The sequence below is a fragment of the Paenibacillus sp. FSL R10-2796 genome (genome assembly GCF_037965315.1).
Taxonomy (GTDB): domain Bacteria; phylum Bacillota; class Bacilli; order Paenibacillales; family Paenibacillaceae; genus Paenibacillus_AQ; species Paenibacillus_AQ odorifer.
This window is the reverse complement of sequence record NZ_CP150178.1, coordinates 6864264-6887423: the sequence shown is the minus strand read 5'-3', so window position 1 is coordinate 6887423 and position 23160 is coordinate 6864264. Positions and strand designations below refer to the sequence as shown.

The following is a 23160-nucleotide window of genomic DNA, read 5'->3' as shown; positions in this document are numbered from 1 at the left end:
TTTACGAAATAGGGCGCCATTATAAAAAATCATAATACTCACTATCCATGACTTTCTCTCTACCGAACTCTTCTTAGAGTCAATTAACGAAATACACATGAATTGTGCGGAATTGAGGCAATTAGCTTCCTCAGCTCTTCCAATTCTGCTGTGAGCTCAGAGCAGGATTGGAGGTTGGACAGCATCCCCTGAATGATTGCTTTTCGCGGGTGAGGGATAAGCACTTCACCTTCCAGAATGTTGAGCGATTCCAGCAGATCGGCTGCTTCTTCGGATGTTATACTATCTAGTTTACTGATCGCAGTCTTCATTTCTTTAATGAGCTGTAATGGATTTTTTCGTTTGTTCTCCTCATTCTCCGCCATCCAGTTTGCTAAAGTAGCAGAGTTGATTAGCGGAGCCTGTTTACTAGTAAGCAAGCCAGACACGATCATATCCATTAAATTCATTAGATGATCTGCCATATCGGCAATAGGTACCTGCGTATCCTTACGAAAAATAACCGCAATATAAGATTTGATGAGACCATGTCCGATCATACATAAATCTCCGGTATAGGGAACGACGTCTTTTCCGTAGAGCAACTCCATTTTTACCTGGAACCATCTTAAGAAGGAAGCGTTGTTTCTACGCAGCCAGTCCGGGACTTCAGTATCAAATCCTTTGCCCGCAACCTCCTGAATTTGACGCTGCAAGAACTCGCGTAATTCGTACACATGACTTAGCAGAATTTCTATCTGATTCCTAAGCTTCTCACGTGGTGTTCGTCGGGTTTCCTGTTCTTCACGTAACAAGGGATCCCGAATCATCCGATAACAATAAAGGAAGATACTGCGCTCCAGCTCTTCTTTTGATTTAAATACCAGATATAAACTGCCCTTCGAAATCCCGCATAATTCAGCTATCTCTTGCATGGATGTGGACGAGGAGCCTTTTACAGCGAATAGCTGCATAGCAATCTTAATAATCTGCTCCTGCTTATCAACAGTTTTATCATTCATTAAAGGATTAACCTCCTTTCTGACTACCCGGTTCTATAATTGACTAATTGGTCAGAATAATTATATTCTATACAACCAGGCATTACAAATATCGGAACAGAAGGGTTACAGTTTTGTCGTAAATAGACTTTAAACAGTAATTTGCTAGGAAGAAATGTGTTCTTCATGTAATATATAAAATGTGTCAATTTCGTGTTGCTTGTATGAATAAGAAGGTAGGTAGAGTATGAGAAGAGGACTTCAATCTATAATTATCATTGGGGCATTCATAGCATTTTATTATTTTGGTTTCGGCATTTTTGGGAGTACTGCGGGAACGATTATTAGTATCTTCTCCACTCTGACAGTCATTTCGATTAGCTTGGCTATTTTTATGGAGAACCGTAATCCTTCTACAACAATGTCATGGATCTTATTGCTTGCGTTGATCCCGGTGCTGGGACTGGTCTTCTATTTTCTATTTGGGCAAAATGTGTTCAAACGCCGTAAATATGATAAAAAGGCACAAAGAGACCTTATGGCCTACGAAAGAATTGAGAATGACGCTTTACGTACGCACCAAGATTGGTCAGTCTTTGATCCCTCGCGCCAAAAACTGCTGCTGTTATCCAAAACTTTAGCACGTACTCCTATTTCCTTTGCATCAGAAACACGTATCCTCACTAATGGTGAAGAGACGTTTGGTACGTTATTGTTGGAGCTCCGTCAAGCTAAACATCACATTCATATGGAGTATTACATCTTCCGGGCGGACCACATTGGAACACGCATTAAACAAATTCTGATCGATAAAGCTCGCGCCGGTGTTGCAGTCAGATTTATGTATGATGCCGTTGGCAGTTTTCAGCTTTCCAAAGCTTTTTTGAAGGAAATGAGTGATGCCGGGGTTCAGGTGGCTTCGTACGGAAATTCAACATCCTTTTTTTCCAGTCGTGTGAATTACCGGAATCACCGTAAGATTGTTGTGATCGACGGTGATGTCGGATTCATGGGGGGTCTCAATGTAGGCGATGAATATTTAAGCCGCAGTAAGACTTATGGGTTTTGGCGTGACACACATATGTTGGTTAGAGGCGAAGCGGTACGGACGATGCAAATTATTTTTCTGCAAGATTGGATGCACACTACGGGTGAAAAAATACTGGAGCAAGACTATCTCACTCCGCAGCTTCGCTTTATGACAGGTGATGGTGCCGTACAGATTATTGCTAGTGGGCCGGATAACGAACGTCGTGCGCTCAAAAACATTTTCTTCTCCATGATCACTTCTGCCGAGAAATCGGTGTGGATTGCCAGTCCATATTTTATTCCTGATGAGGACATCTTAACTGCACTGCGTGTAGCTGCTGTTTCTGGTTTAGATGTGCGATTGTTATTCCCGGCTAAGCCGGATAAATGGATTCCGTTTCTGGCTTCACACTCTTATTTTCCGGCGTTGCTGGAAGCTGGCGTGAAGATTTATGAATATGAAAAGGGATTTATCCACTCGAAACTGCTTATCGTTGATGGTGAAATAGCGACCATTGGCACGGCCAATATGGATATGCGCAGCTTCCACCTTAACTTTGAAGTGAATGCACTACTGATTCAGACGGAGAGCGTTGCTCGTATTGTTGCTGATTTTGAACGGGATTTATTATCTACCAGCTTGATTGAGCATGAAGAATTTATGAATAAGCGTATGGTGATCCGTATACTGGAATCTGCTGCTCGGCTTATGTCACCGTTGCTATAACCCAAAAACCACCGCAGAGGGTGTTATGCCTCATCTGCGGTGGTTTTTGCTTTAAAAAGTAGTTAAACCCAAGGTGGTCTGCAACCGGAACAGAATGTACTTGAACCAAGTCACTTCGCCCTGATAAGCCTCAAGAGGCAGAGTATACTCATGGTCCTCGTTATTCCACAGTCGATTGAAGTAGGTTTCCATCTCGGCATAAAGAGGCTGGTCTTGTTTTACAGATACCCACAGATTATTCTCCAGGTTGTAGTCATCCAGATTGCGTGTCGTGAAATTGGTGGAACCGCCAAGAATGATGGAACTTCCAGTCTGTTTGGCAATGAAGAGCAACTTTGGATGATATTGCTCTTTGGTCGTATTGTACCAGCGAATAGAGATCTTTCCGTTCGTGCGCTTGTTCAAGTTCATGGCAACTGGACGGTTAGGAATGCCGATTTTATCACGGCCGAAGGCGTTCTGATTGGGGTCCAGTATCAATTTTACCGTAGCCCCTCGTTCGGTAGCCTCTACCAATTCATCGAGAATGGCATCATCGGCAAGGTAGAACATACCCATCCAAATGGTGTCGCCCTTCTGTGCAGATTGGAGGGCTTGCCGTGCATATTTATATACCTTTCCTTCCGTTAAATAGCGGACCTCCATAGATTCTTCAGAGTGCTGATCCTTCTCCTTGGTGAAGTCTGGCTCATAAGTGAGTAGTGGCCCTGCTTCCGAAAGATTGGCCGCGGCCTGTTCCGTCTGGAGAATATCAGCAATAATTGGGCCTTGTACTTCCAGAGCGATATTGGAATGATAGGCGCTGGCATCATGGATATTTCCTGAGGAGACTAGAGCGGTATTCTCACTAACAACCACCTTACGGTGGTTAGCCTTCACATTAAGTAGCTTCAAATAAGAACGTGCGGTAATATCCGGTCCTCCGCTGGCCATAAGATTGGGAATCCGGCCTTCGCCCGACTGTCCGAACCATTGAATAAAGGTACGCCAGACAGCGGAATAAGCAGGTGTAGAATCGCGTAGAGCATTTACATCGGTCAAAATCACTTTAATCCCCGCAGCCTTCAATTCTTCCAGAAGATGATTGGGTGCAGAGTTGTAATTGGTATTAACCTCATCTGTAATGAAGACGATCTCCATCTCAGGATAAGTTGTTTTTTGTAAAATAAGCTTGTCCGTCAACATTCGGCTGACCGGAGGAAATGACTGATCTTTATGGGTATAATCATTGAAAAGAAAGAGGTCAATCACCAAAAATTCTTTGGACTCCTCGATAATTTGTAGAATCCTCGAAAGAATCTGACTCTCTTGAGTGCCCGTGGCTGTACCGTCCGAATAGGTCAGGTCGTGCCAGAAGGATACATGATTCGTTTTGTATATAGGGCTTTCATAGGAAATGCCGCTGGGTAGAGATTTGTGTGTCTGATAAATCATTACGCCGGTTAACCAGAGGATTAGAATGACGAAAGCCCATAACACCCGTGTACGGCGGCGTGTACCGGAACGTTTCTTCGTAGTTAAACCGGGAGTGTAGTTTATTTCTTTAGGTTTATGGGGGTAAATGGGTTGCTGACGATCTGAATTCATGGAAGTTCCTCCTGAAATTATTGCAGAGCACTTCCTTGTGATTGTTATGCTCCGGTGTATTACCAACCTATTAACACCTAGTGGAGCGAAATGAAGCAGCCCAAATATCCTTAACAGTAATGAAATAACATTCGGCTAGCTATAATGAGTTTGAGCGATTAGTACGATGTTTATGAAATTAATGATTACGAAACCGGAGAATTGTAATCGCTAACCTCATATTGTAAATTCATCTGTAGGGATATGTTATAATAAATCGAGTTTGGAAATAGGAGGAACGCAGCATGAATCATACGCCAGAAGAGGCCGTGCCATATGATGCGACTAGGCAGTCTGGCGCAGATCATGGCAGGGACCTACCGGCTGCAGAGGCTTCTGACAAAAGATCTTTATTACCTACATCGAAGACAGGCGAACGCAAAATTGAACATGTACGCCTTTGCCTAAATGAGGAAGTAGGTGGCGTCGGTGTGACTACAGGGTTTGAACATTACAGATTTCAGCATAATGCTCTGCCAGAGCTGAATTTCGACGATATATCATTGCAGACTACGTTTTTGGATCGTAAGCTGCGTACGCCGCTGCTCATCAGCTCGATGACAGGTGGCAGTGCAGCTACAGGAGCGATTAATGCCCGGTTAGCCGCAGCTGCGCAGCGTCGGGGTTGGGCGCTGGGTGTAGGTTCGGTTCGGGCGGCAGTGGAGCGTTCTGAGCTTACGGCAACCTTTTATGTGCGGGATCAAGCGCCTGATATTCCGGTTATCGCCAATATTGGTGCTGTACAGCTGTCCTATGGTTTTGGGATTGAGGAATGTCGCCGGGCTGTGGATATCGCAGGTGCTGATTTTCTTGTACTACATCTGAATGGCCTGCAAGAGGTCTTTCAACCGGAAGGGAACACTGGTTTTGCCTCTTTGCTATCGCAGATAGAGAAGGTATGCCGGGCACTTGAAGTCCCTGTAGGTGTGAAAGAAGTAGGCTGGGGCATTGATGGAGTTGCAGCTGCACGTCTTTATAATGCAGGAGCGGCTTTTATTGATGTTGCGGGTGCAGGCGGGACATCCTGGAGTCAGGTGGAGAAGTTCCGCAGTGTAGATCCTATACGGCGGGCAGCGGCGGAGGCTTTCGCGGATTGGGGTACTCCAACAGCTGATTGTATCACAGAGGTGCGTGCAGTTTCTCCGCAGGGCGCTTTGATTGGCAGCGGCGGACTGAAACATGGCGTGGATGCAGCGAAAGCATTGGCACTTGGAGCTGATCTGGCAGGCTTTGGCCGCAATCTGTTAGGGCCGGCTGTCGATTCTGAAGAGGCGCTGGATGCTGCATTAGCACAGGTAGAACTGGAGCTGAAAATAGCAATGTTTGGTATTGGCGCTCCAGATTTAGCAACTTTACGTGGAACTTCCCGTTTAATACGTAAATAGGATGGTAAATATTGAAGCGAGGAAGTGAGTAAGATTATGATTAAACTGATCCATATGGATGAGTCGGCCTTTCAATTTTTCTTAGGTCAAGCTACCCGGGATTATGCGGAAGATAAGATCAGCGCCGGTGCTTGGGATCCAGAGATCGCGATGAAGCTGTCTGAGGAAGCTATAACACGCTCTTTGCCAAAAGGGCTGCACACAGATGGTGCTTATCTATATTCCATAGTAGAAATAAGCAGTGATGAACAGGTGGGTTATATCTGGTTTAACGTAAGTGAAGGTCGTGGTGGCCGCGAGGCTTTCATTTATGATTTTTATGTTTTTGAACCGTTCCAGAGTAAGGGTTATGGCAAGCAGGCTATGATCGCACTCGATGAAGAAGCCCGGGAGATGAATGTTACCAAAATCGGGTTGCACGTCTTCGGCCAGAACAATCGCGCTTTTGAGCTATACAAAAAAATGGGGTATATCGTAACTGACATCACGATGTCTAAAGATCTGTAGTCCATAAGTGTGAGGACCTCGAAAGAGGTCTTTTTTTTGTTGTTCTACTGAATTATTATGTAAATAATTGTGATAAATATATTTGATTTAGGATGATTAGGAAAATATGATTAAAAAATAACTTCCTGAAAATGGATTAAGTCATAAAGAGAGAAAAGGGGGGATTAAGGTGAGGCCAAGGACTGTATCGTGGGTGGTTGTTTCCGCAGTAGTATTACTATTACTGGTTAGCTGCAACAGTGGCGATTTACCAGGAAAGAAGAAATCTGAGTCTGAGCAAGTTCAGGCAAGTCCGGTTGCACCGCTAGCCTCTTCAGCTGTAGTTGAAGAACAATCGAAAGTAGCGTTGCCTTCATTGACAGTGGAAAAAAGGCTAGAAGATTTTGATTACATGTGGAAGATTATTGAGGAGAACTATCCTTTCCTAGAGGTGAATAAACGTCTCAATGGAGAGGATTGGCTTGCTAAAAAAGAGGAATACCGCAATAAAATAGCAGCCGTGAAATCGGATGATGAGTTTTTGAGACGAATGAGATTTGTCCTTAGCAGATTAAACAATGGGCATACGAATTTTATATCCAAGGAGGAATATCCTTGGTATCTACATACCTATGTTCAAGCAGGTTTTGGTTATGAACCTTGGATCGACGTGGTTCAACAGCCTAACGTATTGGCCCGTTACAACCAGAAACCTTTAACGGAGCAGCAAAACTCTAATGATATCAATAACGATATGCATAATGGTGGAGATGGAGTAGGAGATGTAACAAAAAAGACTTCTGGGAATGTAAAAAAAGTCATTATAGAGCCCGATCGAATCGCTTATCTCGGTATGCAAAGCTTTGACGGGAGTCTCATGGAGATGGACAGCTCCGAGATCCATGATTTTTTAATAGAGGTAAAGGACTATAAGACATTAATATTAGATATCCGCGGAAATGGGGGAGGAAACAGTAATTATTGGAGAATTCATATTGTTCCTCTGTTGATTAATAAACCTATCGAATATAATACATACTTCCTTTATACAAGAGGCAAATATGCGGAGACTTTTATGCAGGCACGTCAGATCACAGCCGGGCAACAACCTATTTCCGGCATCAAAGATGAGCAACTGCCTAATCTGCCATCTGAGGCTTTAAAGATGTTCAAGACATATAGAAAAATAAATGATGTAGTAACTCCTAATAAATCTGTTGGATTTGAAGGGAAAATCTATTTGCTGGTTGATAGCTCTGTGTATTCATCAGCGGAAGGTCTTGCAGCCTTTGCAAAAGGCACCGGGTTTGCAACGGTTGTAGGCGGCAGGACAGGTGGGGATGGACTAGGGATAGATCCGCTTGTTGTTGCATTGCCAAATAGCGGTTATGTATTCAGGTTTTCCTTTGAAATGGGTCTGAATTCTGATGGAAGTTGTAATGAAGAGGTAAAGACTGTGCCTGATGTGGAGGTTGATCCAGATAAATCTAAGCCATTACTGGACCAGCCGGCGATAAAAAAGGTATTAGAGCTTGCGCGTTCGGACACATCTGCTTGACATCCGGTGTTGCTGGCGAATATGTTCTAATATATAATGGTTTAGATCGTATAGCTTATTCGGATGATCAATTTAGCTGAAAATAGGAGTTGTCATATAAATGGCTTTGAAAGCTGGAATCGTCGGACTTCCTAACGTAGGAAAATCCACATTGTTTAATGCGATAACGCAAGCGGGAGCAGAATCCGCTAACTACCCTTTTTGTACCATTGACCCTAACGTTGGTGTTGTTGAAGTTCCAGATGAACGTCTTGATAAACTGACTGAGCTGGTACAGCCGAACAAGACCGTACCTACTGCTTTTGAATTTGTTGATATTGCTGGTCTCGTGCGTGGTGCGAGTAAAGGAGAAGGACTAGGAAACAAGTTCCTGGCCCATATCCGTGAAGTAGATGCTATCGTGCATGTGGTTCGTTGTTTTGAAGATGAGAACGTTACCCACGTTGATGGAAAAGTAAATCCGATCAGCGACATCCAGACCATTAATCTGGAGCTGATTCTTGCTGATATTGAGAGCATTGAGAAGCGGATTGAGCGTTCCCGTAAGAATATCAAAGGCGGCGACAAGAAATACGCTCAAGAAGTTGAACTGCTAGAACGCGTCAAAGAAGTGCTCTACGAAGATAAACCTGCACGCAGTATAGAATTGTCTGATGACGAGAAGCTTATTATCCGTGATCTTCATTTGTTAACATTGAAGCCAGTGCTGTATGCGGCGAATGTAAGTGAAGATGAAGTGGCAAGTGCTGAGGACAATCCTTATGTACAGCAAGTTCGTGATTTCGCAGCTACTGAAGGTGCAGAAGTGGTTCCGATCAGTGCTAAGGTGGAAGCAGAAATTGCTGAGCTTGAAGGCGAAGATAAAGCTATGTTCCTGGAAGAGCTGGGACTGGAAGAATCCGGCCTTAACCGGTTGATTAAAGCGGCTTATAAACTGCTTGGCTTGTATACGTATTTCACAGCAGGCGTTCAGGAAGTTCGGGCGTGGACGATTCGCCGCGGCACCAAAGCACCTGGAGCTGCCGGTGTGATTCATACAGATTTCGAACGCGGATTTATCCGTGCTGAAGTAGTGGCTTACGCGGATCTTGTGGCAGCTGGTTCCATGAACGGTGCGAAGGAACGTGGTCAACTACGTCTTGAAGGTAAAGAATATTTGGTGCAAGACGGCGACGTAATGCATTTCCGTTTTAACGTTTAAGAAGTTTTAAGTGTACGAATGATAAAGGGGTCATCTCGAGCAGTGGGAGTTTCTATTGCTGGGATGATCCTTTTTAAAAATATAAGCTTTTTATTAAGGTATTGTGCGTACGGAACTGTAGCCATTTCACAATATCTTTGGTATAATATAAAGTCGTATATCTATTTTTATGACAGTACAAATTTGATGTTATATTTGCGAATTTGAAATTGAATCAGGAGAGGTGAATTCCCTTGTTGGACCGATTGCAATCCCTGGCGGACCGCTATGAGAAGCTCAGTGAACTGCTTTGTGATCCGGATGTTGCAAACGACAGTAAGAAACTGAGGGACTATTCCAAAGAACAATCAGACCTACAGCCCGCATTTGAGGCGTATACTGAATATAAGAGTGTAATGGAAGAGCTTGAAGCTGCTAAGCAGATGCAAGGCGAAAAGCTTGATGATGAGATGAAAGAAATGGTCAAGATGGAAATTGATGACCTTTCCAAACGTCAAGTGGAGCTGGAAGAGAGAATCCGCGTATTGCTGCTGCCTAAAGACCCGAATGATGATAAGAACGTAATCGTTGAAATTCGTGGTGCAGCGGGTGGTGATGAAGCAGCATTGTTCGCTTCAGACCTTTACCGGATGTACACTCGTTATGCTGATGCACAAGGATGGCGCGTTGAGTTAATGGATGTTAACGCGAGTGATCTTGGTGGATTCAAAGAGGTAATCTTCCTTATTAACGGCCGTGGTGCATACAGTAAGCTGAAATACGAAAGTGGTGCGCATCGCGTACAACGTATCCCAGCGACCGAATCCGGAGGTCGTATTCATACCTCTACTTCTACGGTGTCTGTGATGCCGGAAGCTGAGGCTTTTGAGATCGAGATCCATGATAAAGATATTCGTGTGGATACCTTCTGTTCAAGTGGTGCAGGCGGACAGTCTGTAAATACGACCAAGTCTGCAGTACGTGTAACCCATGTACCTACAGGCATCGTTGCTACCTGTCAGGACGGTAAGTCACAGAACTCCAATAAAGAAAAAGCGCTGCAAGTGCTTCGTGCCCGTATCTCTGATATGAAACGGCAGGAAGAAGAAGCGAAGTATGCTGGTGAACGGAAGAGCAAAGTAGGTACGGGTGACCGTAGTGAGCGCATTCGGACGTATAACTTCCCGCAGAGCCGGGTTACAGACCATCGTATTGGCCTGACACTGCACCGTTTGGAGCAGGTTATGAACGGAGAAATCACTGAAATTATCTCAGCCCTTTCAATCGCTGAACAAGCTGACTTGATGGATAATATGGATAATGGAGAATAATGCTTTGAACGATGGCGTATATGTCATGTCGGAAGTCAAAAGCATCCGGGAAGCCTTTGCGGAGGCTTCTTCTTTTTTGAGCCGGAGCGGCTGCAATGAACCGCAGCGCAGTGCACAATTGCTGCTGGAGCATGTGCTTGGAGTGTCTGGCGCAGCTTATTACATGGCGCTGGCAGATCCTTTTCCAGCTGCGGTTAAGGAAGCATTTGAGGCGGGAGTTACCCGCCGGGGCGCTGGTGAGCCGGTGCAGTATATCATCGGCGAGCAAGAATTCTACGGGCGGCCTTTTGAGGTGACGCCTGACGTGCTTATTCCGCGGCCGGAGACGGAGCTGCTTGTCGAGGCGATTTTACGTTACGGCGCGGAGCTTTGGCCGGACGGCGTTGTAACGCCGGGCGAAGCGGCGCTGGATAGCGCGGGCGGCGCTGCGGCCCGCAACGGAGGCGGCGCGGGGGACGTGCGCGCCGCAAGACCGCTGGCCGCCGTCGATATCGGCGCCGGCAGCGGTGCGATCTCCGTCACGTTGGCGGCGGAAGCGCCGGCGTGGCGGGTCTGCGCCGGCGATATTTCGCCGGCGGCTCTGGCTGTGGCCGAGCGCAACGCTTTGCGCAATGGCACAGCTGTGGATTTTCGGCTCGGCGATCTGCTCGAGCCGTTCGCGGGGATGGAGACGGATATTCTCGTCTCCAACCCGCCATACATCCCCGGCGAGGATATCGCCGGGCTGCAGCGTGAGGTGCGCGACCATGAGCCGCGCACTGCGCTGGATGGCGGAGCGGACGGGCTGGACCCGTACCGCCGCATGATGGAGCAGCTGACGCTGCTCCCGGCACCGCCGCGCCTGATCGGCTTTGAGCTTGGCTTCGGTCAAGCTGAGCAAGTCGCTGCACTCCTTGCGGCAGCGGGCCATTGGACGGAGATTATCACCATTAATGATCTGGCTGGAATCCCGCGTCATGTGCTAGGCATAACGAAATAATATTGCCTGCTTTGCAGAGGGTTCCTTTGTCCGGGGTAGAGAAATTGTATTTTCAATCCGACTTCCTTTACAATAGAATTTAGCAGGATTTCTTAGGGGATCATAAAGAAAGCCCAGATATAGAGTAGGGAGGCAGAGCGTGCTTCAGAAGATTAAAAAGATTGATGGTGCTATTGTAGTCGTTCTGTTATTACTCATGGTGGTCAGCATCTTCGCCATATATAGCGTTACTCATGGAAGAGAGAAGCTGGACGGACATCATATTCGTATGATGATGTATTATGCTATTGGTTTTGTAGCTTTTATTGGAATGACCTTTTTGGATTACAGAATTTTAGTGAAATATGCGATATATATTTATTTGTTTGGGATAGGGATGCTGGTGCTCGTCAGCTTTTTGGGCGAGACTAAAAATAATGCACAAGGCTGGTTGACCCTGCCTGGAGGACTGAGTCTGCAGCCTGCTGAGCTGTTCAAGCTGATATTAATTCTTTTTCTGGCGGCCATGCTTGTCCGCAAGAATAAGAGTAAGCTTCTGTTCTGGCGGGATGTTGTGCCGCTCGGCCTTCTGACCTTGTTTCCGTTCCTTATTGTCCTTACCCAAAATGACCTTGGGAATGCCTTGTCTTACGTTGTGATTCTTGCGGGTCTGTTGTGGATTGGCAATATTAAATACACGCATGCATTAATCGGGCTGGTCATCGTGGCTAGTTCTGCGATTGCGGGAATTATGAGTTATATCCATTATCACGATGAAATTAAAACCTTTCTTACGGATATTGGACGATCTCACTGGATTGAACGTTTTGATCCTTGGCTTGTTCCAGACAAAGCGACAGCCAAAGCCCTTTATCATACTAAAAACGCCAAGCTGGCGATTGCCTCAGGTGGAATGAGCGGCGAAGGCTACATGAACGGCAGTTCCGTTCAGACGGATCGGGTGCCATATACGTATTCAGATTCTATCTTTGTGCAGATTGCTGAAGAGTTTGGGTTTGTAGGTTCTGCGTTTGTGTTGCTGCTGTACTTTATTTTGATTCACCGGATGATTCTGATTGCGCTGGAGTCTAGGGATAGAGCTGGCCCTTTCCTGATTGTCGGCGTTGTCGCGATGATGTTGTATCAGATTTTTGAGAATATCGGCGCATTTATCGGCTTGATGCCATTGACTGGTATTACGTTACCTTTCATCAGCTTCGGGGGTACATCCCTGCTTATCAACATGGCCAGCATCGGGCTGGTAATGAGTGTGCGCCTGCACGGGCAAGAAGTGGAAGAGGATTTTCCTAAACCTACTCCTTATGCAGCTGCCAAACAGGTGTAACCACGAAATAAAGTAGAACCGTCAGGTCCTTATTGTTTAATAGGGGTGCTGGCGGTTCTTTTTGATGGAGCACGGCTTCGTCGGATTGGTGTAATACGTAATACGGGCCGTTTCAGGTAAGCAAGCTGGAAGCAATTCGTATTTGTATTTGTATCGTATTCGTATTTGTATCCTGACTCGGACTCAGATGCCCTTATATTCGAATATTAACTACTTATTGGATAGTATCGGACCGCAAAGACGTTATTTGATCAAAAAGACTGGATTTACTGCAAAATGGCAAGTAATAACGACTCTGGAGTCCGCAAAAGTTCCCGTGGAGCAATAAATTCATAAATAAAGTCTACGGAGTCCGATAGGTTTGGATCATAGAGTAAAATTACGTCAGAGTGTAATTTTAATAGAAAGATATTTTATAGATTGGCTACATAAATTTGGAATTATATTCACGAATGTTCTACAATAGAAAGGAACGACTTTCCCTGAGAGAGGAGAGTTGAAACCTTAACAGAGTAAGGGGCTTGCAGATGCTTCAAAAGTTCAAAAGGATTGATAAGGTAATTGTTACTGTTCTGATTTTGCTGATGGTGATTAGTATTTTTTCAATATACAGTGTAACCAATGGAAGAATAACGCCTCCGATGAAATTGGATGGATTTCATTTACAAATGCTTAAATACTATATTTTAGGTTTTGTAGTTTTTATTGTGCTCGCTTTTGTGGACTTTAAGATATTTGTTAAACATGCACTTTATATTTATCTCTTGGGCTTAGTCTTGTTAGTGTCGGTTAGTTTTATTGGTAAAGTAGAGAACGGTGCTCAATTGGGACTTGAGATCGGTGGACTTAGGTTTCAGCCTGCCGAGCTGTTTAAATTGGTATTAATTCTTTTTTTATCATCGATCTTAATTCGAAAACAAGGGTCTACCTTAACCTTCTGGAAAGGGATTGTTCCTCTCACCATTCTTACGTTCATTCCATTTGGTATAGTCATTATGCAAAATGATTTGGGAAATGCCCTTAGCTACATCGTAATATTGATTGGGCTTCTATGGATCGGGAATATCAAATTGTCGCATGCACTCATCGGTTTGCTTATAGTGGGTGGGATCGGCCTTGCTGGGATTTTGAGCTACATAAACTATCATGATGAGGCAGTCAAATTTTTTGAAGGCATTGGTAAGGATCATTTAGTGGAGCGGTTTGACCCTTGGCTGGTACCTGATTTAGCGACAGATAAGGCAAGCTATCACACGAAAAATGCCAAAATAGCTATAGCCTCCGGGGGAATGAGTGGAGAGGGATATATGCAGGGCAGCTCTGTGCAGAATAATCGTGTCCCATATACCTATTCGGATGCGATATTCGTGCAGATTGCCGAGGAGTTTGGATTTGTGGGGTCTGCGCTGCTGCTCTTGCTCTTTTTTATTTTGCTGCATCGGATGATATTGATTGCTCTCGAGAGTAAGGAGCGTAGCGGACCATTTCTAATCATTGGAATTACGGCTATGCTGTTGTATCAAATTCTTGAGAATGTTGGAGCTTTTATCGGTCTGATGCCGTTGACAGGAATAACACTTCCGTTTATCAGTTATGGAGGCACGTCTCTTCTGATTAATATGGCCAGCATGGGGGTCGTGATGAGCGTGCATCTTTATGGGCAGGATGTAGAGGAAGATTTGCAGCTGCATAAGGAGCTGGCATTGAAGTTATAAATTTAATAGATTCATAGGTTTGCAGTCTCTTATCTCCGGGCATACTACTAGCATGAGAGTTAAGAGGAGAGGGGCTGCAACAAATGAACGATAATCATATGGATAAAAGAGATTCCTTACGTGTAACTTTTAAGTATACTGCCATTTTAATTTGTTTTTTTATGGTCCTCATGATGGCTTGGGAAGGTCAAAAAACCGATGCTGCAGTAGCTGAAGTATCTATTCCCCAAGAATCTATCCGGTTACGTATTCTAGCTAATTCTGACGGAGCGCAAGATCAGCTGGTGAAACGGCAAATTCGCGATAAAATTGTGGAGCAAATGAACCAGTGGGTATCCGCTCTTGAGGATCCACAGAGCTTGGAGCAGGCACGTGCTCTGATTAGAAATCATCTGCCGGAGCTTAACGCGTTGGTTGGATCAGAGCTGGAGAAACGGGGCATTGAATATTCCTATAAAGTGGAGCTGGGCGTAGTCCCTTTTCCAACCAAATTATACGGTGGCACCGTCTATCCTGCTGGGGAGTATGAAGCTGTTCGGGTCACACTTGGTGCGGGCAAGGGGCAAAATTGGTGGTGTGTACTGTTTCCTCCGCTTTGCTTTATCGATGCAGGCTCTGGAGATGCGGCAGCACCTGCTGCTGACAAAGGTACAAAAACAGTGTCCGCTGCTGGTGCGGATAACAGTGCTAAGGTGAAATCAGCAGCTGCAAAAACAGTGCAGGCTGATTCCTCGGCAGGAAGTGCTTCATCAGGAGAAACTGCTGCTGAGCCAGAGGTACGGTTCTTCGTCTGGGAGCTGCTGCAAAACCTTTGGAACTGGATCAGTGGATTATGGTCGTAAGACCCCAGATGTGTTACTATTTTATAAGCAGATCTATCACGGCTCCCTACAGGGGCCGTTTTTTTGCTAAGCTAAATTATATCTTCTAGAAAGCCTGTGATGAGAATGAATGAACACAATAATCCTTTATTCGCCGTTCAGCGGCGGAGTGGAAATAGAGATGAGACTGTATACTGGAAGTTGAATTCCGCTGAGGGAACGAACTCTGAGGTATTTCAGCCGAATGAAGCTGACAAGCTGGCGATAGCGGAGGCAGCAACAATGCTTCGTGAAGGCGGAACCGTGGCTTTTACAACCGAAACCGTCTACGGGCTAGGGGCGGATGCCCGAAATACGGCGGCAGTTGAGGCTGTTTTTGCGGCAAAAGGACGGCCCTCTGACAATCCGTTAATTGTGCATATTGCGGATACGGCAGCTTTGGACGAGCTTGTTGTAGAGGTGCATCCTAAGGCGGCCGCGCTGATGGCAGCTTATTGGCCTGGTCCGCTGACAGTTGTGCTTCCTGTTCGTGAAGGTGTACTGTCGCCCTGTGTGACGGCGGGTTTGGATACGGTTGGTGTGCGGATGCCGGATCATCCGGTAGCTCTAGCACTGATAAGTGCCGCAGGTTGTCCAGTTGCGGCGCCCAGTGCTAATCGTTCGGGTCGCCCGAGCCCGACATTAGCTTCGCATGTGATGGAAGATTTGGCTGGATACATTGATGGCGTCCTTGATGGTGGTGCTGCTGGAGTTGGACTAGAGTCAACAGTCGTGCAGGTACAGCCTGACGGAAAAGTTGCTGTGCTGCGCCCCGGCGGGATTACTTCGGAACAATTGGCTGCAGTGGTGGGAGCAGAAGCTGTAAGCTCAGAGCCCGGTAATGCTGAGACAACTGCTGCCGCTACCGCAACCGCTACTGTCTTGGCTGATTCGGGGACGACAAACTCTGTTATTGATTTCAGTACTGCTGAGCCAATCACAGCTAAGGCAACTACCGCGCAATCTTCAGCGGATTGCCTGAATGTTAACAATCATGAGCCTTTCGAAAGGGCTTCCGCATCTATTGAGCAGCATGGTGCGGATGCTGCTGGCGATATTTCGGCGCCGCGCGCGCCGGGCATGAAGTACACGCACTACGCGCCGCGCGGCTGGCTTGCTGTAGTGCGCGGCTCTTCCCCGCAGCGCGTGGCGGACGAAGCCGCAAGTCAACTTCAGGCGGCGCAGCTAAACGGCGAGGTCACGGGCTTGCTCATCTTCGAGGAGCATAAGGCCCTTTATCCCGCCGACCCTGCCGCCTGTGTTCTTTCCCTCGGCTCGTTATCCTCGCCGGAGGAAGGGGCTCGCTCCCTATATGCCGCCTTGCGGCGCTTCGATGAAGCGGGAGCGACTTACATCTTAGCCGAGGCTTGCCCGTATACCGGCCTCGGCGCTGCAATCATGAACCGGCTTATGAAAGCCGCCGGCGGATCTGTCATCGACGCCGGATAACCACGGCATTGCTTTTTCGTATATGACTCCCATATGAAGTCATGAATACCCCCTTGTCCGCATATCGTTGTTGTACAAGATATTTCGGACTTGGGGGGTTAAGCATGGGCTTAGGAGATGTATATACCGAATGGGGGCAGATTGTTACCATTACTATAATGGCGGTTGCATTAGGGATGGATGCCTTTTCGCTCGGTGTAGGGATCGGGATGAAAGGTATTCGTCTGCTGCATGTTCTGCAAATGAGTCTGCTCATTGCTGTTTTTCATATGCTGATGCCTCTCCTGGGTTTATTGACAGGAAGTTATGTCGGACACCTGTTAGGTCAAGTAACGACTTATGCTGCTGGAGGTCTTCTAGTTCTTTTGGGCGGGCATATGGTGTACAACTCCTTTCGTCCGGATACAGGAAGCTCGCGAGCTATGGATCATCGAACCTTGTGGGGGATGATACTGCTTTCGCTCAGTGTCAGTATTGACTCTTTCTCCGTGGGGGTATCACTGGGGATGTTTGTGAATGGAGTACTTTTGACCATCTTAGCCTTCGGTGCTTGCGGGGGACTAATGTCGATTCTAGGGTTGCTAATTGGACGGCATGTCAGTCGTGGTCTCGGGGATTATGGAGAAGCGCTAGGCGGTGCAATACTTCTGGGGTTTGGCTTGCTATTCATCTTTTGATACAATAACGGCATTAGAATATTTAATTTCATGGGGGTGCAAAACATGCTGCATATTTTATTCGTCTGCACCGGGAATACATGCCGAAGTCCTATGGCTGAGGGGCTTTTACGAAAGCTTGCGAAGGAACGTGGAATCGACCTGGAAGTGCGGTCTGCAGGTGTATCCGCCATTTCCGGTACTTCTATATCAAGACATGCTGCAGCTATACTGCAGGAAGAAGGAATTCATGATTCAATGGAGTCGTCACAATTGACAGGTCAAGCTGTCGCTTGGGCCGACCTTGTGCTGACCTTGACGGGTGGGCATAAGCAGCATTTGCTGCAGTATTTTCCGGATGCTGTAACGAAAACCTATACATTGAAGGAATACGTGCATGATGAAGATGCGGTGACGGAAGATATCAAGGAATTGGACAGCCTTTACGCAGATGCGGAGTTGAGCTTAGCCCTTGGTGGTGAACCGAATGCAACGGATCTGCAGCGGATGATTGAGATTCGCCAGCGTATTCCGAGCTTCGATATTTCTGATCCATTTGGTGGCACGCGTGAGGACTATGAGCTAACTGCTGCTGAGATTCGCACTGCGCTATTCAGTTTGCTGGATAAGCTGGAAACCTTCCGCCATTTGTAAATGGTTGATTTTCAGTTCACTTTGCTTTAAGATGAAGTTACAAATAATCGGTTCCGATGTAACTGGCGACAAATGTGGATCAAACCACGATGGAGCATCGGAATAAACGGCCGGTCGCCTGGGCAAAAGAGCAAATCCGCAGCTACCTGCGGACTGCTCTTTTTTGTTTAAAATAAGCTTGTTTGAAGTTTGAGGAGGTAGAGTGATGGACGAAGTAGTGGAGCTATCATTAACTGAAGCCACCGTCACTGTGTTAAGGGAGTTGGCGGAGGCTGGTAACCTTGGGTCAGGCAAAATTGTTGTCGTCGGAGTGAGCACAAGTGAGGTTGCTGGTGTCCGGATTGGAACTGGTGGTGCACTTGAAGTTGCAGAACAACTGCTTGAAGGTGTTCGTTTAGTAGCAGCGGAAAAAGGATTTCATCCGGTGTATCAGTGCTGCGAGCATTTAAATCGTGCACTTGTCATGGAACGCTCTCTGCTAGAGTCACTTGGTCTGAAGGAAGTATCAGCTGTACCTATACGAGGTGCTGGAGGTTCGATGGCTACGGCTGCTTATCACGCTATGAAAGATCCTGTTTTGGCGGAAACGATAGAAGCTCATGCTGGTTTAGATATTGGCGAGACACTGATAGGAATGCATTTACGGCGGGTAGCCGTTCCTTTCCGTCCGACTCTACGATACATTGGAGCAGCCAGAGTGAATGCGGCATGGACCAGACCCCCACTAATTGGCGGGGAACGTGCGGTATATCGTGCTCCAGAACAAAGTGGTTCACAGTTTTGTGATTAACGAACTTTAGTTTTTATATTTTTTGCAGAAACGTAGACCTAAGTCTCTTTATGGCGGGCAAATCGTTTCTACTTAAATACAACATATCTACACACACTAGGGAGGAAATAAGAACATGGAACAATTGCGTAAGAGTGACCCGGCAGTACTGGAAGCGATGGAACTGGAACTGAAACGTCAGCGTGCCAACATTGAGCTTATTGCCTCAGAGAATATCGTTAGCGAAGCCGTAATGGAAGCTATGGGCTCCGTGCTTACGAACAAATATGCAGAAGGTTATCCAGGCAAACGTTATTATGGTGGCTGTGAAGATGTAGATATCGTTGAGAACCTTGCTCGTGATCGTGCAAAAGAATTGTTTGGCGCGGATCATGTCAACGTACAACCACATTCCGGCGCTCAAGCAAATATGGCAGTTTATCTGGCTGCACTTAAGCCTGGCGACACCGTTCTTGGAATGAATTTGGCGCACGGTGGTCATTTGACACATGGTAGCCCAGTTAATGCTTCTGGATTGCTTTATAACTTCGTTGCTTATGGAGTACAAGAAGATACTTTCCTAATTGATTATGATGAAGTACGTAAAGCAGCCTTCAAGCACCGTCCAAAAATGATTGTGGCTGGTGCTAGTGCCTATCCGCGTATTATTGATTTCGAAAAACTTGGCGCTATCGCCAATGATGTGGGTGCGCTATTTATGGTAGATATGGCCCATATCGCAGGATTGGTTGCTGCTGGTCTTCATCCGAGCCCGGTTCCTCATGCTCATTTCGTTACAACTACTACGCATAAGACTTTGCGCGGTCCCCGCGGAGGTATGATTATGTGCAGACAGCCATGGGCAGCTGCTATTGATAAAGCGGTATTCCCTGGTTCCCAAGGTGGACCTCTGATGCATGTAATTGCTTCAAAAGCAGTCGCATTTGGTGAAGCATTGCAGCCATCCTTTAAGACTTATGCTCAAAATGTAGTGAAGAACGCTAATGTTCTTGCAGAAACGTTGATCAGCGAAGGGGTTAACATTGTATCCGGAGGTACAGATAACCACTTGATGCTGCTGGATACCCGTAATCTGAACATTACCGGAAAAGATGCGGAAAAAGTACTAGATTCCATCGGGATTACTGTGAATAAAAACGCAATTCCATTTGATCCTACAAGTCCTTTCGTAACAAGTGGTATTCGTATTGGTACACCTGCAGTCACATCCCGTGGTATGGACGAGCAGGCGATGGTCACTATTGGACGTATCATTGCTAATGTTCTAAAGAATCCGAAGGATGAGGCAAACTTGGCAGAATCTGCGCGTCAAGTGGCTGAGTTGACTGACCAATACCCTCTTTATCCAGAGTTGAAATACTAAATCTTTGCTTCTAATAAGAAATGATTCTGCCTCCATCCATACCCTCTTCCGGGTTTGATGGAGGCTTTTTTGTTGCATATTGTTCACAAATATCACTGTAGGTAATAGATGAAATTGAATGAAATTAATCATGAAAGTTCATGGAATTTTCAATAAAATTAGTGAAAATAATGTGAATAGTATGAAAAAGCCAAAGTTGCACAACATAATCTAGGTTTTATAAGTGATTGGTTTCCTAATTAAGCCAATCATTACCTTTAAAAACAAGGAAATACAAAGGAATATGTTCAATGTGAGTTCAAGTACCATTCTGAGGTGAAATGCAGCGGCGGGAGTGCTATAATAGACAGGATTTAGCCACTGAGAAGCAAAGCGCTTTCTAGGGCTATAGACAAGACTTACAATTACCGGAGGGACAGTAAATGGGAAAATTGGTGATTTGCGATCATCCTTTAATTCAACACAAACTAACATTTATTCGCGACGTTAGAACAAACACGAAGGATTTCAGAGAACATGTTGACGAAGTTGCCACATTGATGGCTTATGAGATTACACGTGATATTCCACTAGAGACCATTACGGTACAAACACCGGTCACTGAGACGGAAAGCAAAGTGATTTCGGGAAGAATGCTGGGGCTTATTCCTATTCTTCGTGCGGGTTTAGGTATGCTTGAAGGTGTACTGAAGCTTCTACCTGCGGCTAAAGTAGGACATGTAGGGCTTTTCCGTGATCCAGACACTCTTCAACCAGTGGAGTATTATATCAAGCTTCCAACTGATGTACAGGAACGTGAGTTGATAGTAATTGACCCGATGCTTGCTACAGGCGGATCCGCAATTGCTGCGATTACCTCACTGAAGAACCGTGGTTGTACACAGATCAAAATGATGAACTTGATTGCAGCGCCAGAAGGTGTTGCTGCAGTTCAGGAAGCTCATCCGGATGTTGATATTTATGTTGCAGCGCTTGATGATCATTTGAATGAACATGGTTACATCGTGCCAGGTCTTGGTGATGCTGGTGACCGTCTTTATGGAACCAAGTAATAAGTAATTAAGTATTAAGTATAGTAATGCGAGAATATTTGATGAGAGGGTAGGGGTTATGTCCAAAATCAAAGTAATGACTATTTTCGGAGTGCGCCCCGAGGCGATCAAGATGGCTCCTCTGGTTCTTGAACTGAAGAAGCATCCTGAGCATATCGAATCAATAGTATGTGTAACAGCACAGCATAGAGAACTGCTCGATCAAGTGTTGGAAGTGTTTAATATCACCCCTGATTACGATTTGGACGTGATGAAGGACCGTCAGACCTTGAATGAGATTACTATTCGTGTGCTTGAAGGTTTGGAACCTGTACTGAAAGAAGTTAAACCTGACCTCGTGCTGGTGCATGGGGACACCTTAACAACGTTTTTAGCTAGTTACGCTTCCTTCCTGCAGCAAATTCAGGTTGGGCACGTAGAAGCAGGACTTAGGACATGGAACAAATTGTCTCCGTATCCTGAAGAAATGAACCGTCAACTCACAGGTGTGTTAGCTGATCTGCATTTCGCTCCAACCGATTTGTCAGCTAACAATCTGAGACACGAGAACAAAAAAGAATCAAGTATTTATATCACAGGCAACACCGTAACTGATGTGTTTCAATATACCGTACAGCCGGATTACCGGCATCCTGTTTTGGATTTTGCTTCAGGAAAAAGACTTATTTTGATGACCGCTCACCGCAGAGAATCTCAAGGTGAACCGCATCGTAATATCTTCCGAGCTATTAAAAGAATCGCTGATGAATTCGAAGATGTCGCCATTGTTTACCCTGTGCATCCGAGTCCTGCCGTTAAGGAACCTGCGCATGAGATACTGGGAGGACATCCGAGAATTAAGCTGATTGATCCGCTGGATGTCGTGGACCTGCATAATTTTTATCCGCATACCCACTTGATATTGACCGATTCCGGCGGTCTGCAAGAGGAAGCTCCTTCTTATGGAGTGCCTGTTCTTGTGCTTCGTGATACAACGGAGCGTCCCGAAGGGATAGAGGCTGGAACGCTGGAACTTGTGGGCACGGACGAGGAGAAGGTGTATCAACGGACACATGCTCTTTTGACTGATAATGAGCTCTATCAGTCGATGAGTCGGGCCGCCAACCCGTATGGAGATGGCAAGGCTTCCCAACGGATTGTCAATGCGATTTTGCACCATTTTGGTGTTAATAAGGAACGTCCTGAAGAGTTTCACAGAATGTTCACAAAAAATAAATAATTTCAATTAAACTAATATCTGATCTGATTAAAATCAACATACAGTGAAACTGTACGGTTTATATGGTTTTGGAACGTTTTGCTGTGATTATTTTCATGTTTTCAAGGGTTTTTAGGCAATGTTCAATGAATTGACAAAGACTCAGGAAATTCAGTAAAATTAGTTGGGATTGTAGCCCATGAAAGAACAAAATAGCAAGGACAGCTTGTTACAGACCGCGCTTGTCATTGGAAGTGCAGGCACTTTGCTTGCCGCTTACATTCTTATTGGTTTTTTTGCGGCAAGATGGCTGAAAGACCTGATGGAGGGGCCGAAATATTGGCTCGCCATTGGCACTATAACTGGAATGATTCTGGGAATTGTGAATGTCGCCTTGTTAATTAAAAAATTTTTGGGGGAGCAGAATGGATAATATGACTCCCATGATCAATACCGTCACTAGAGTTACGCTCGTCCTTATGGCAGGACTCTTAATGGGCTGGGTGCTTCATCATGAGACCCGGGCAATTACACTGGGCATGACTCTGGGTCTGGTGGCGGGATTGGTAAACTTTCGTTATCTGGCCGTCAAGGTTCGACGGGTTACGCAGTCGATTGCGAGCAACGAAGGGAATGCCTTCAGCCTCGGTTTTGTTACACGGATTAGCTTCGCAATTTTGGTCACCATGTTCTCGGTCAAGATTGAGCATTTCTCCCTGGTAGCAACTGTTTCGGGCGTATTCATTCCTCAGCTTCTCGCCATTCCTGCGGGGATATATCTGAGTGTGAAGAATAAGCTTTAACCAGATTAAAGAGAA

The 23160-nt window shown here is 45.8% G+C and carries 21 protein-coding genes and 1 riboswitch; of the genes, 19 read left to right on the top strand and 2 right to left on the bottom strand.

Translation table 11 applies throughout. The features are described 5' to 3' along the window. Positions 1-83: 83 nt before the first annotated feature. Complete coding sequence (locus NST58_RS30785) at positions 84-1001, bottom strand: TetR/AcrR family transcriptional regulator (protein WP_076123944.1); 918 nt, start codon at positions 999-1001, stop codon at positions 84-86. Positions 1002-1227: 226 nt separating this feature from the next. Here NST58_RS30785 and cls point away from each other — a divergent pair, with 226 nt between their 5' ends. Continuing rightward, positions 1228-2736, top strand: coding sequence for a cardiolipin synthase (gene cls / locus NST58_RS30780; protein ID WP_076123942.1), 1509 nt, complete (start codon positions 1228-1230; stop codon positions 2734-2736). 51 nt (positions 2737-2787) lie between these two features. On the opposite strand, the gene NST58_RS30775 is transcribed toward cls, so the two are convergent. Beyond that, positions 2788-4323, bottom strand: coding sequence for a phospholipase D family protein (locus NST58_RS30775; RefSeq protein WP_143762745.1), 1536 nt, complete (start codon positions 4321-4323; stop codon positions 2788-2790). Positions 4324-4607: 284 nt separating this feature from the next. Between NST58_RS30775 and fni the strand changes: the two genes are divergently transcribed. The 18 genes from fni (at position 4608) to NST58_RS30685 (ending at position 23145) form a co-directional block, all read left to right on the top strand. Then, complete coding sequence (gene fni, locus NST58_RS30770; protein WP_339245307.1) at positions 4608-5747, top strand: type 2 isopentenyl-diphosphate Delta-isomerase; 1140 nt, start codon at positions 4608-4610, stop codon at positions 5745-5747. Positions 5748-5783: 36 nt separating this feature from the next. After that, the gene (locus NST58_RS30765) at positions 5784-6254 is read left to right on the top strand and encodes a GNAT family N-acetyltransferase (protein ID WP_232061473.1); all 471 of its coding nucleotides are present in this window, start codon (positions 5784-5786) and stop codon (positions 6252-6254) included. Positions 6255-6423: 169 nt separating this feature from the next. Next, the gene (locus NST58_RS30760) at positions 6424-7791 is read left to right on the top strand and encodes a S41 family peptidase (protein ID WP_143762346.1); all 1368 of its coding nucleotides are present in this window, start codon (positions 6424-6426) and stop codon (positions 7789-7791) included. A gap of 100 nt (positions 7792-7891) precedes the next feature. After that, entirely contained in the window at positions 7892-8992 is a 1101-nt protein-coding gene (ychF, locus tag NST58_RS30755; RefSeq protein ID WP_036681604.1) for a redox-regulated ATPase YchF, read from the top strand. Between the two features lie 233 nt (positions 8993-9225). Continuing rightward, positions 9226-10302, top strand: coding sequence for a peptide chain release factor 1 (prfA, locus tag NST58_RS30750; protein ID WP_036681601.1), 1077 nt, complete (start codon positions 9226-9228; stop codon positions 10300-10302). Between the two features lie 25 nt (positions 10303-10327). Further along, positions 10328-11281: a peptide chain release factor N(5)-glutamine methyltransferase gene (gene prmC, locus NST58_RS30745; RefSeq protein WP_339248812.1), complete on the top strand. Its 954-nt coding sequence runs from the start codon at positions 10328-10330 to the stop codon at positions 11279-11281. A gap of 139 nt (positions 11282-11420) precedes the next feature. Continuing rightward, on the top strand, positions 11421-12605 hold the full coding sequence (locus NST58_RS30740; protein ID WP_076123938.1) for an FtsW/RodA/SpoVE family cell cycle protein: 1185 nt from the start codon (positions 11421-11423) through the stop codon (positions 12603-12605). 527 nt (positions 12606-13132) lie between these two features. After that, positions 13133-14320, top strand: a complete 1188-nt coding sequence (locus NST58_RS30735) for an FtsW/RodA/SpoVE family cell cycle protein (protein WP_076192355.1) — start codon at positions 13133-13135, stop codon at positions 14318-14320. 83 nt (positions 14321-14403) lie between these two features. After that, positions 14404-15162: a stage II sporulation protein R gene (gene spoIIR / locus NST58_RS30730; RefSeq protein WP_081382511.1), complete on the top strand. Its 759-nt coding sequence runs from the start codon at positions 14404-14406 to the stop codon at positions 15160-15162. Positions 15163-15267: 105 nt separating this feature from the next. Beyond that, positions 15268-16629, top strand: coding sequence for an L-threonylcarbamoyladenylate synthase (locus tag NST58_RS30725; protein ID WP_339248811.1), 1362 nt, complete (start codon positions 15268-15270; stop codon positions 16627-16629). Between the two features lie 104 nt (positions 16630-16733). Further along, positions 16734-17306, top strand: a complete 573-nt coding sequence (locus NST58_RS30720; RefSeq protein ID WP_038573646.1) for a manganese efflux pump MntP family protein — start codon at positions 16734-16736, stop codon at positions 17304-17306. Between the two features lie 45 nt (positions 17307-17351). After that, positions 17352-17939: a low molecular weight protein arginine phosphatase gene (locus NST58_RS30715; protein ID WP_036681588.1), complete on the top strand. Its 588-nt coding sequence runs from the start codon at positions 17352-17354 to the stop codon at positions 17937-17939. Positions 17940-17987: 48 nt separating this feature from the next. Next, positions 17988-18070: riboswitch (ZMP/ZTP riboswitch) on the top strand. 74 nt (positions 18071-18144) lie between these two features. Beyond that, entirely contained in the window at positions 18145-18729 is a 585-nt protein-coding gene (locus NST58_RS30710; protein WP_076099682.1) for a TIGR01440 family protein, read from the top strand. 115 nt (positions 18730-18844) lie between these two features. Next, a complete protein-coding gene (glyA, locus tag NST58_RS30705; RefSeq protein ID WP_038573642.1) occupies positions 18845-20092 on the top strand; it encodes a serine hydroxymethyltransferase in 1248 nt (415 codons plus the stop codon). A 422-nt stretch (positions 20093-20514) separates the two neighbouring features. Then, on the top strand, positions 20515-21144 hold the full coding sequence (gene upp, locus NST58_RS30700) for a uracil phosphoribosyltransferase (RefSeq protein ID WP_036681583.1): 630 nt from the start codon (positions 20515-20517) through the stop codon (positions 21142-21144). A 58-nt stretch (positions 21145-21202) separates the two neighbouring features. Then, entirely contained in the window at positions 21203-22363 is a 1161-nt protein-coding gene (gene wecB / locus NST58_RS30695; RefSeq protein WP_076123932.1) for a UDP-N-acetylglucosamine 2-epimerase (non-hydrolyzing), read from the top strand. A gap of 178 nt (positions 22364-22541) precedes the next feature. Then, the gene (locus NST58_RS30690; RefSeq protein ID WP_036681579.1) at positions 22542-22775 is read left to right on the top strand and encodes an AtpZ/AtpI family protein; all 234 of its coding nucleotides are present in this window, start codon (positions 22542-22544) and stop codon (positions 22773-22775) included. Next, on the top strand, positions 22768-23145 hold the full coding sequence (locus NST58_RS30685; RefSeq protein ID WP_036681578.1) for an ATP synthase subunit I: 378 nt from the start codon (positions 22768-22770) through the stop codon (positions 23143-23145). Before NST58_RS30690 ends, NST58_RS30685 begins: the two co-directional genes overlap by 8 nt. Positions 23146-23160: the final 15 nt, after the last annotated feature.

Coding starts and splice junctions, on each gene's coding strand:
- NST58_RS30715 (WP_036681588.1), top strand. CDS start 17,352: ATGCTGCATATTTTATTCGTCTGCACCGGGAATACATGCCGAAGTCCT.
- NST58_RS30765 (WP_232061473.1), top strand. CDS start 5,784: ATGATTAAACTGATCCATATGGATGAGTCGGCCTTTCAATTTTTCTTA.
- NST58_RS30685 (WP_036681578.1), top strand. CDS start 22,768: ATGGATAATATGACTCCCATGATCAATACCGTCACTAGAGTTACGCTC.
- NST58_RS30710 (WP_076099682.1), top strand. CDS start 18,145: ATGGACGAAGTAGTGGAGCTATCATTAACTGAAGCCACCGTCACTGTG.
- NST58_RS30775 (WP_143762745.1), bottom strand. CDS start 4,323: ATGAATTCAGATCGTCAGCAACCCATTTACCCCCATAAACCTAAAGAA.
- glyA (WP_038573642.1), top strand. CDS start 18,845: ATGGAACAATTGCGTAAGAGTGACCCGGCAGTACTGGAAGCGATGGAA.
- NST58_RS30785 (WP_076123944.1), bottom strand. CDS start 1,001: ATGAATGATAAAACTGTTGATAAGCAGGAGCAGATTATTAAGATTGCT.
- NST58_RS30720 (WP_038573646.1), top strand. CDS start 16,734: ATGGGCTTAGGAGATGTATATACCGAATGGGGGCAGATTGTTACCATT.
- cls (WP_076123942.1), top strand. CDS start 1,228: ATGAGAAGAGGACTTCAATCTATAATTATCATTGGGGCATTCATAGCA.
- NST58_RS30725 (WP_339248811.1), top strand. CDS start 15,268: ATGAATGAACACAATAATCCTTTATTCGCCGTTCAGCGGCGGAGTGGA.
- fni (WP_339245307.1), top strand. CDS start 4,608: ATGAATCATACGCCAGAAGAGGCCGTGCCATATGATGCGACTAGGCAG.
- upp (WP_036681583.1), top strand. CDS start 20,515: ATGGGAAAATTGGTGATTTGCGATCATCCTTTAATTCAACACAAACTA.
- NST58_RS30735 (WP_076192355.1), top strand. CDS start 13,133: ATGCTTCAAAAGTTCAAAAGGATTGATAAGGTAATTGTTACTGTTCTG.
- ychF (WP_036681604.1), top strand. CDS start 7,892: ATGGCTTTGAAAGCTGGAATCGTCGGACTTCCTAACGTAGGAAAATCC.
- NST58_RS30690 (WP_036681579.1), top strand. CDS start 22,542: ATGAAAGAACAAAATAGCAAGGACAGCTTGTTACAGACCGCGCTTGTC.
- wecB (WP_076123932.1), top strand. CDS start 21,203: ATGTCCAAAATCAAAGTAATGACTATTTTCGGAGTGCGCCCCGAGGCG.
- prmC (WP_339248812.1), top strand. CDS start 10,328: ATGTCGGAAGTCAAAAGCATCCGGGAAGCCTTTGCGGAGGCTTCTTCT.
- spoIIR (WP_081382511.1), top strand. CDS start 14,404: ATGAACGATAATCATATGGATAAAAGAGATTCCTTACGTGTAACTTTT.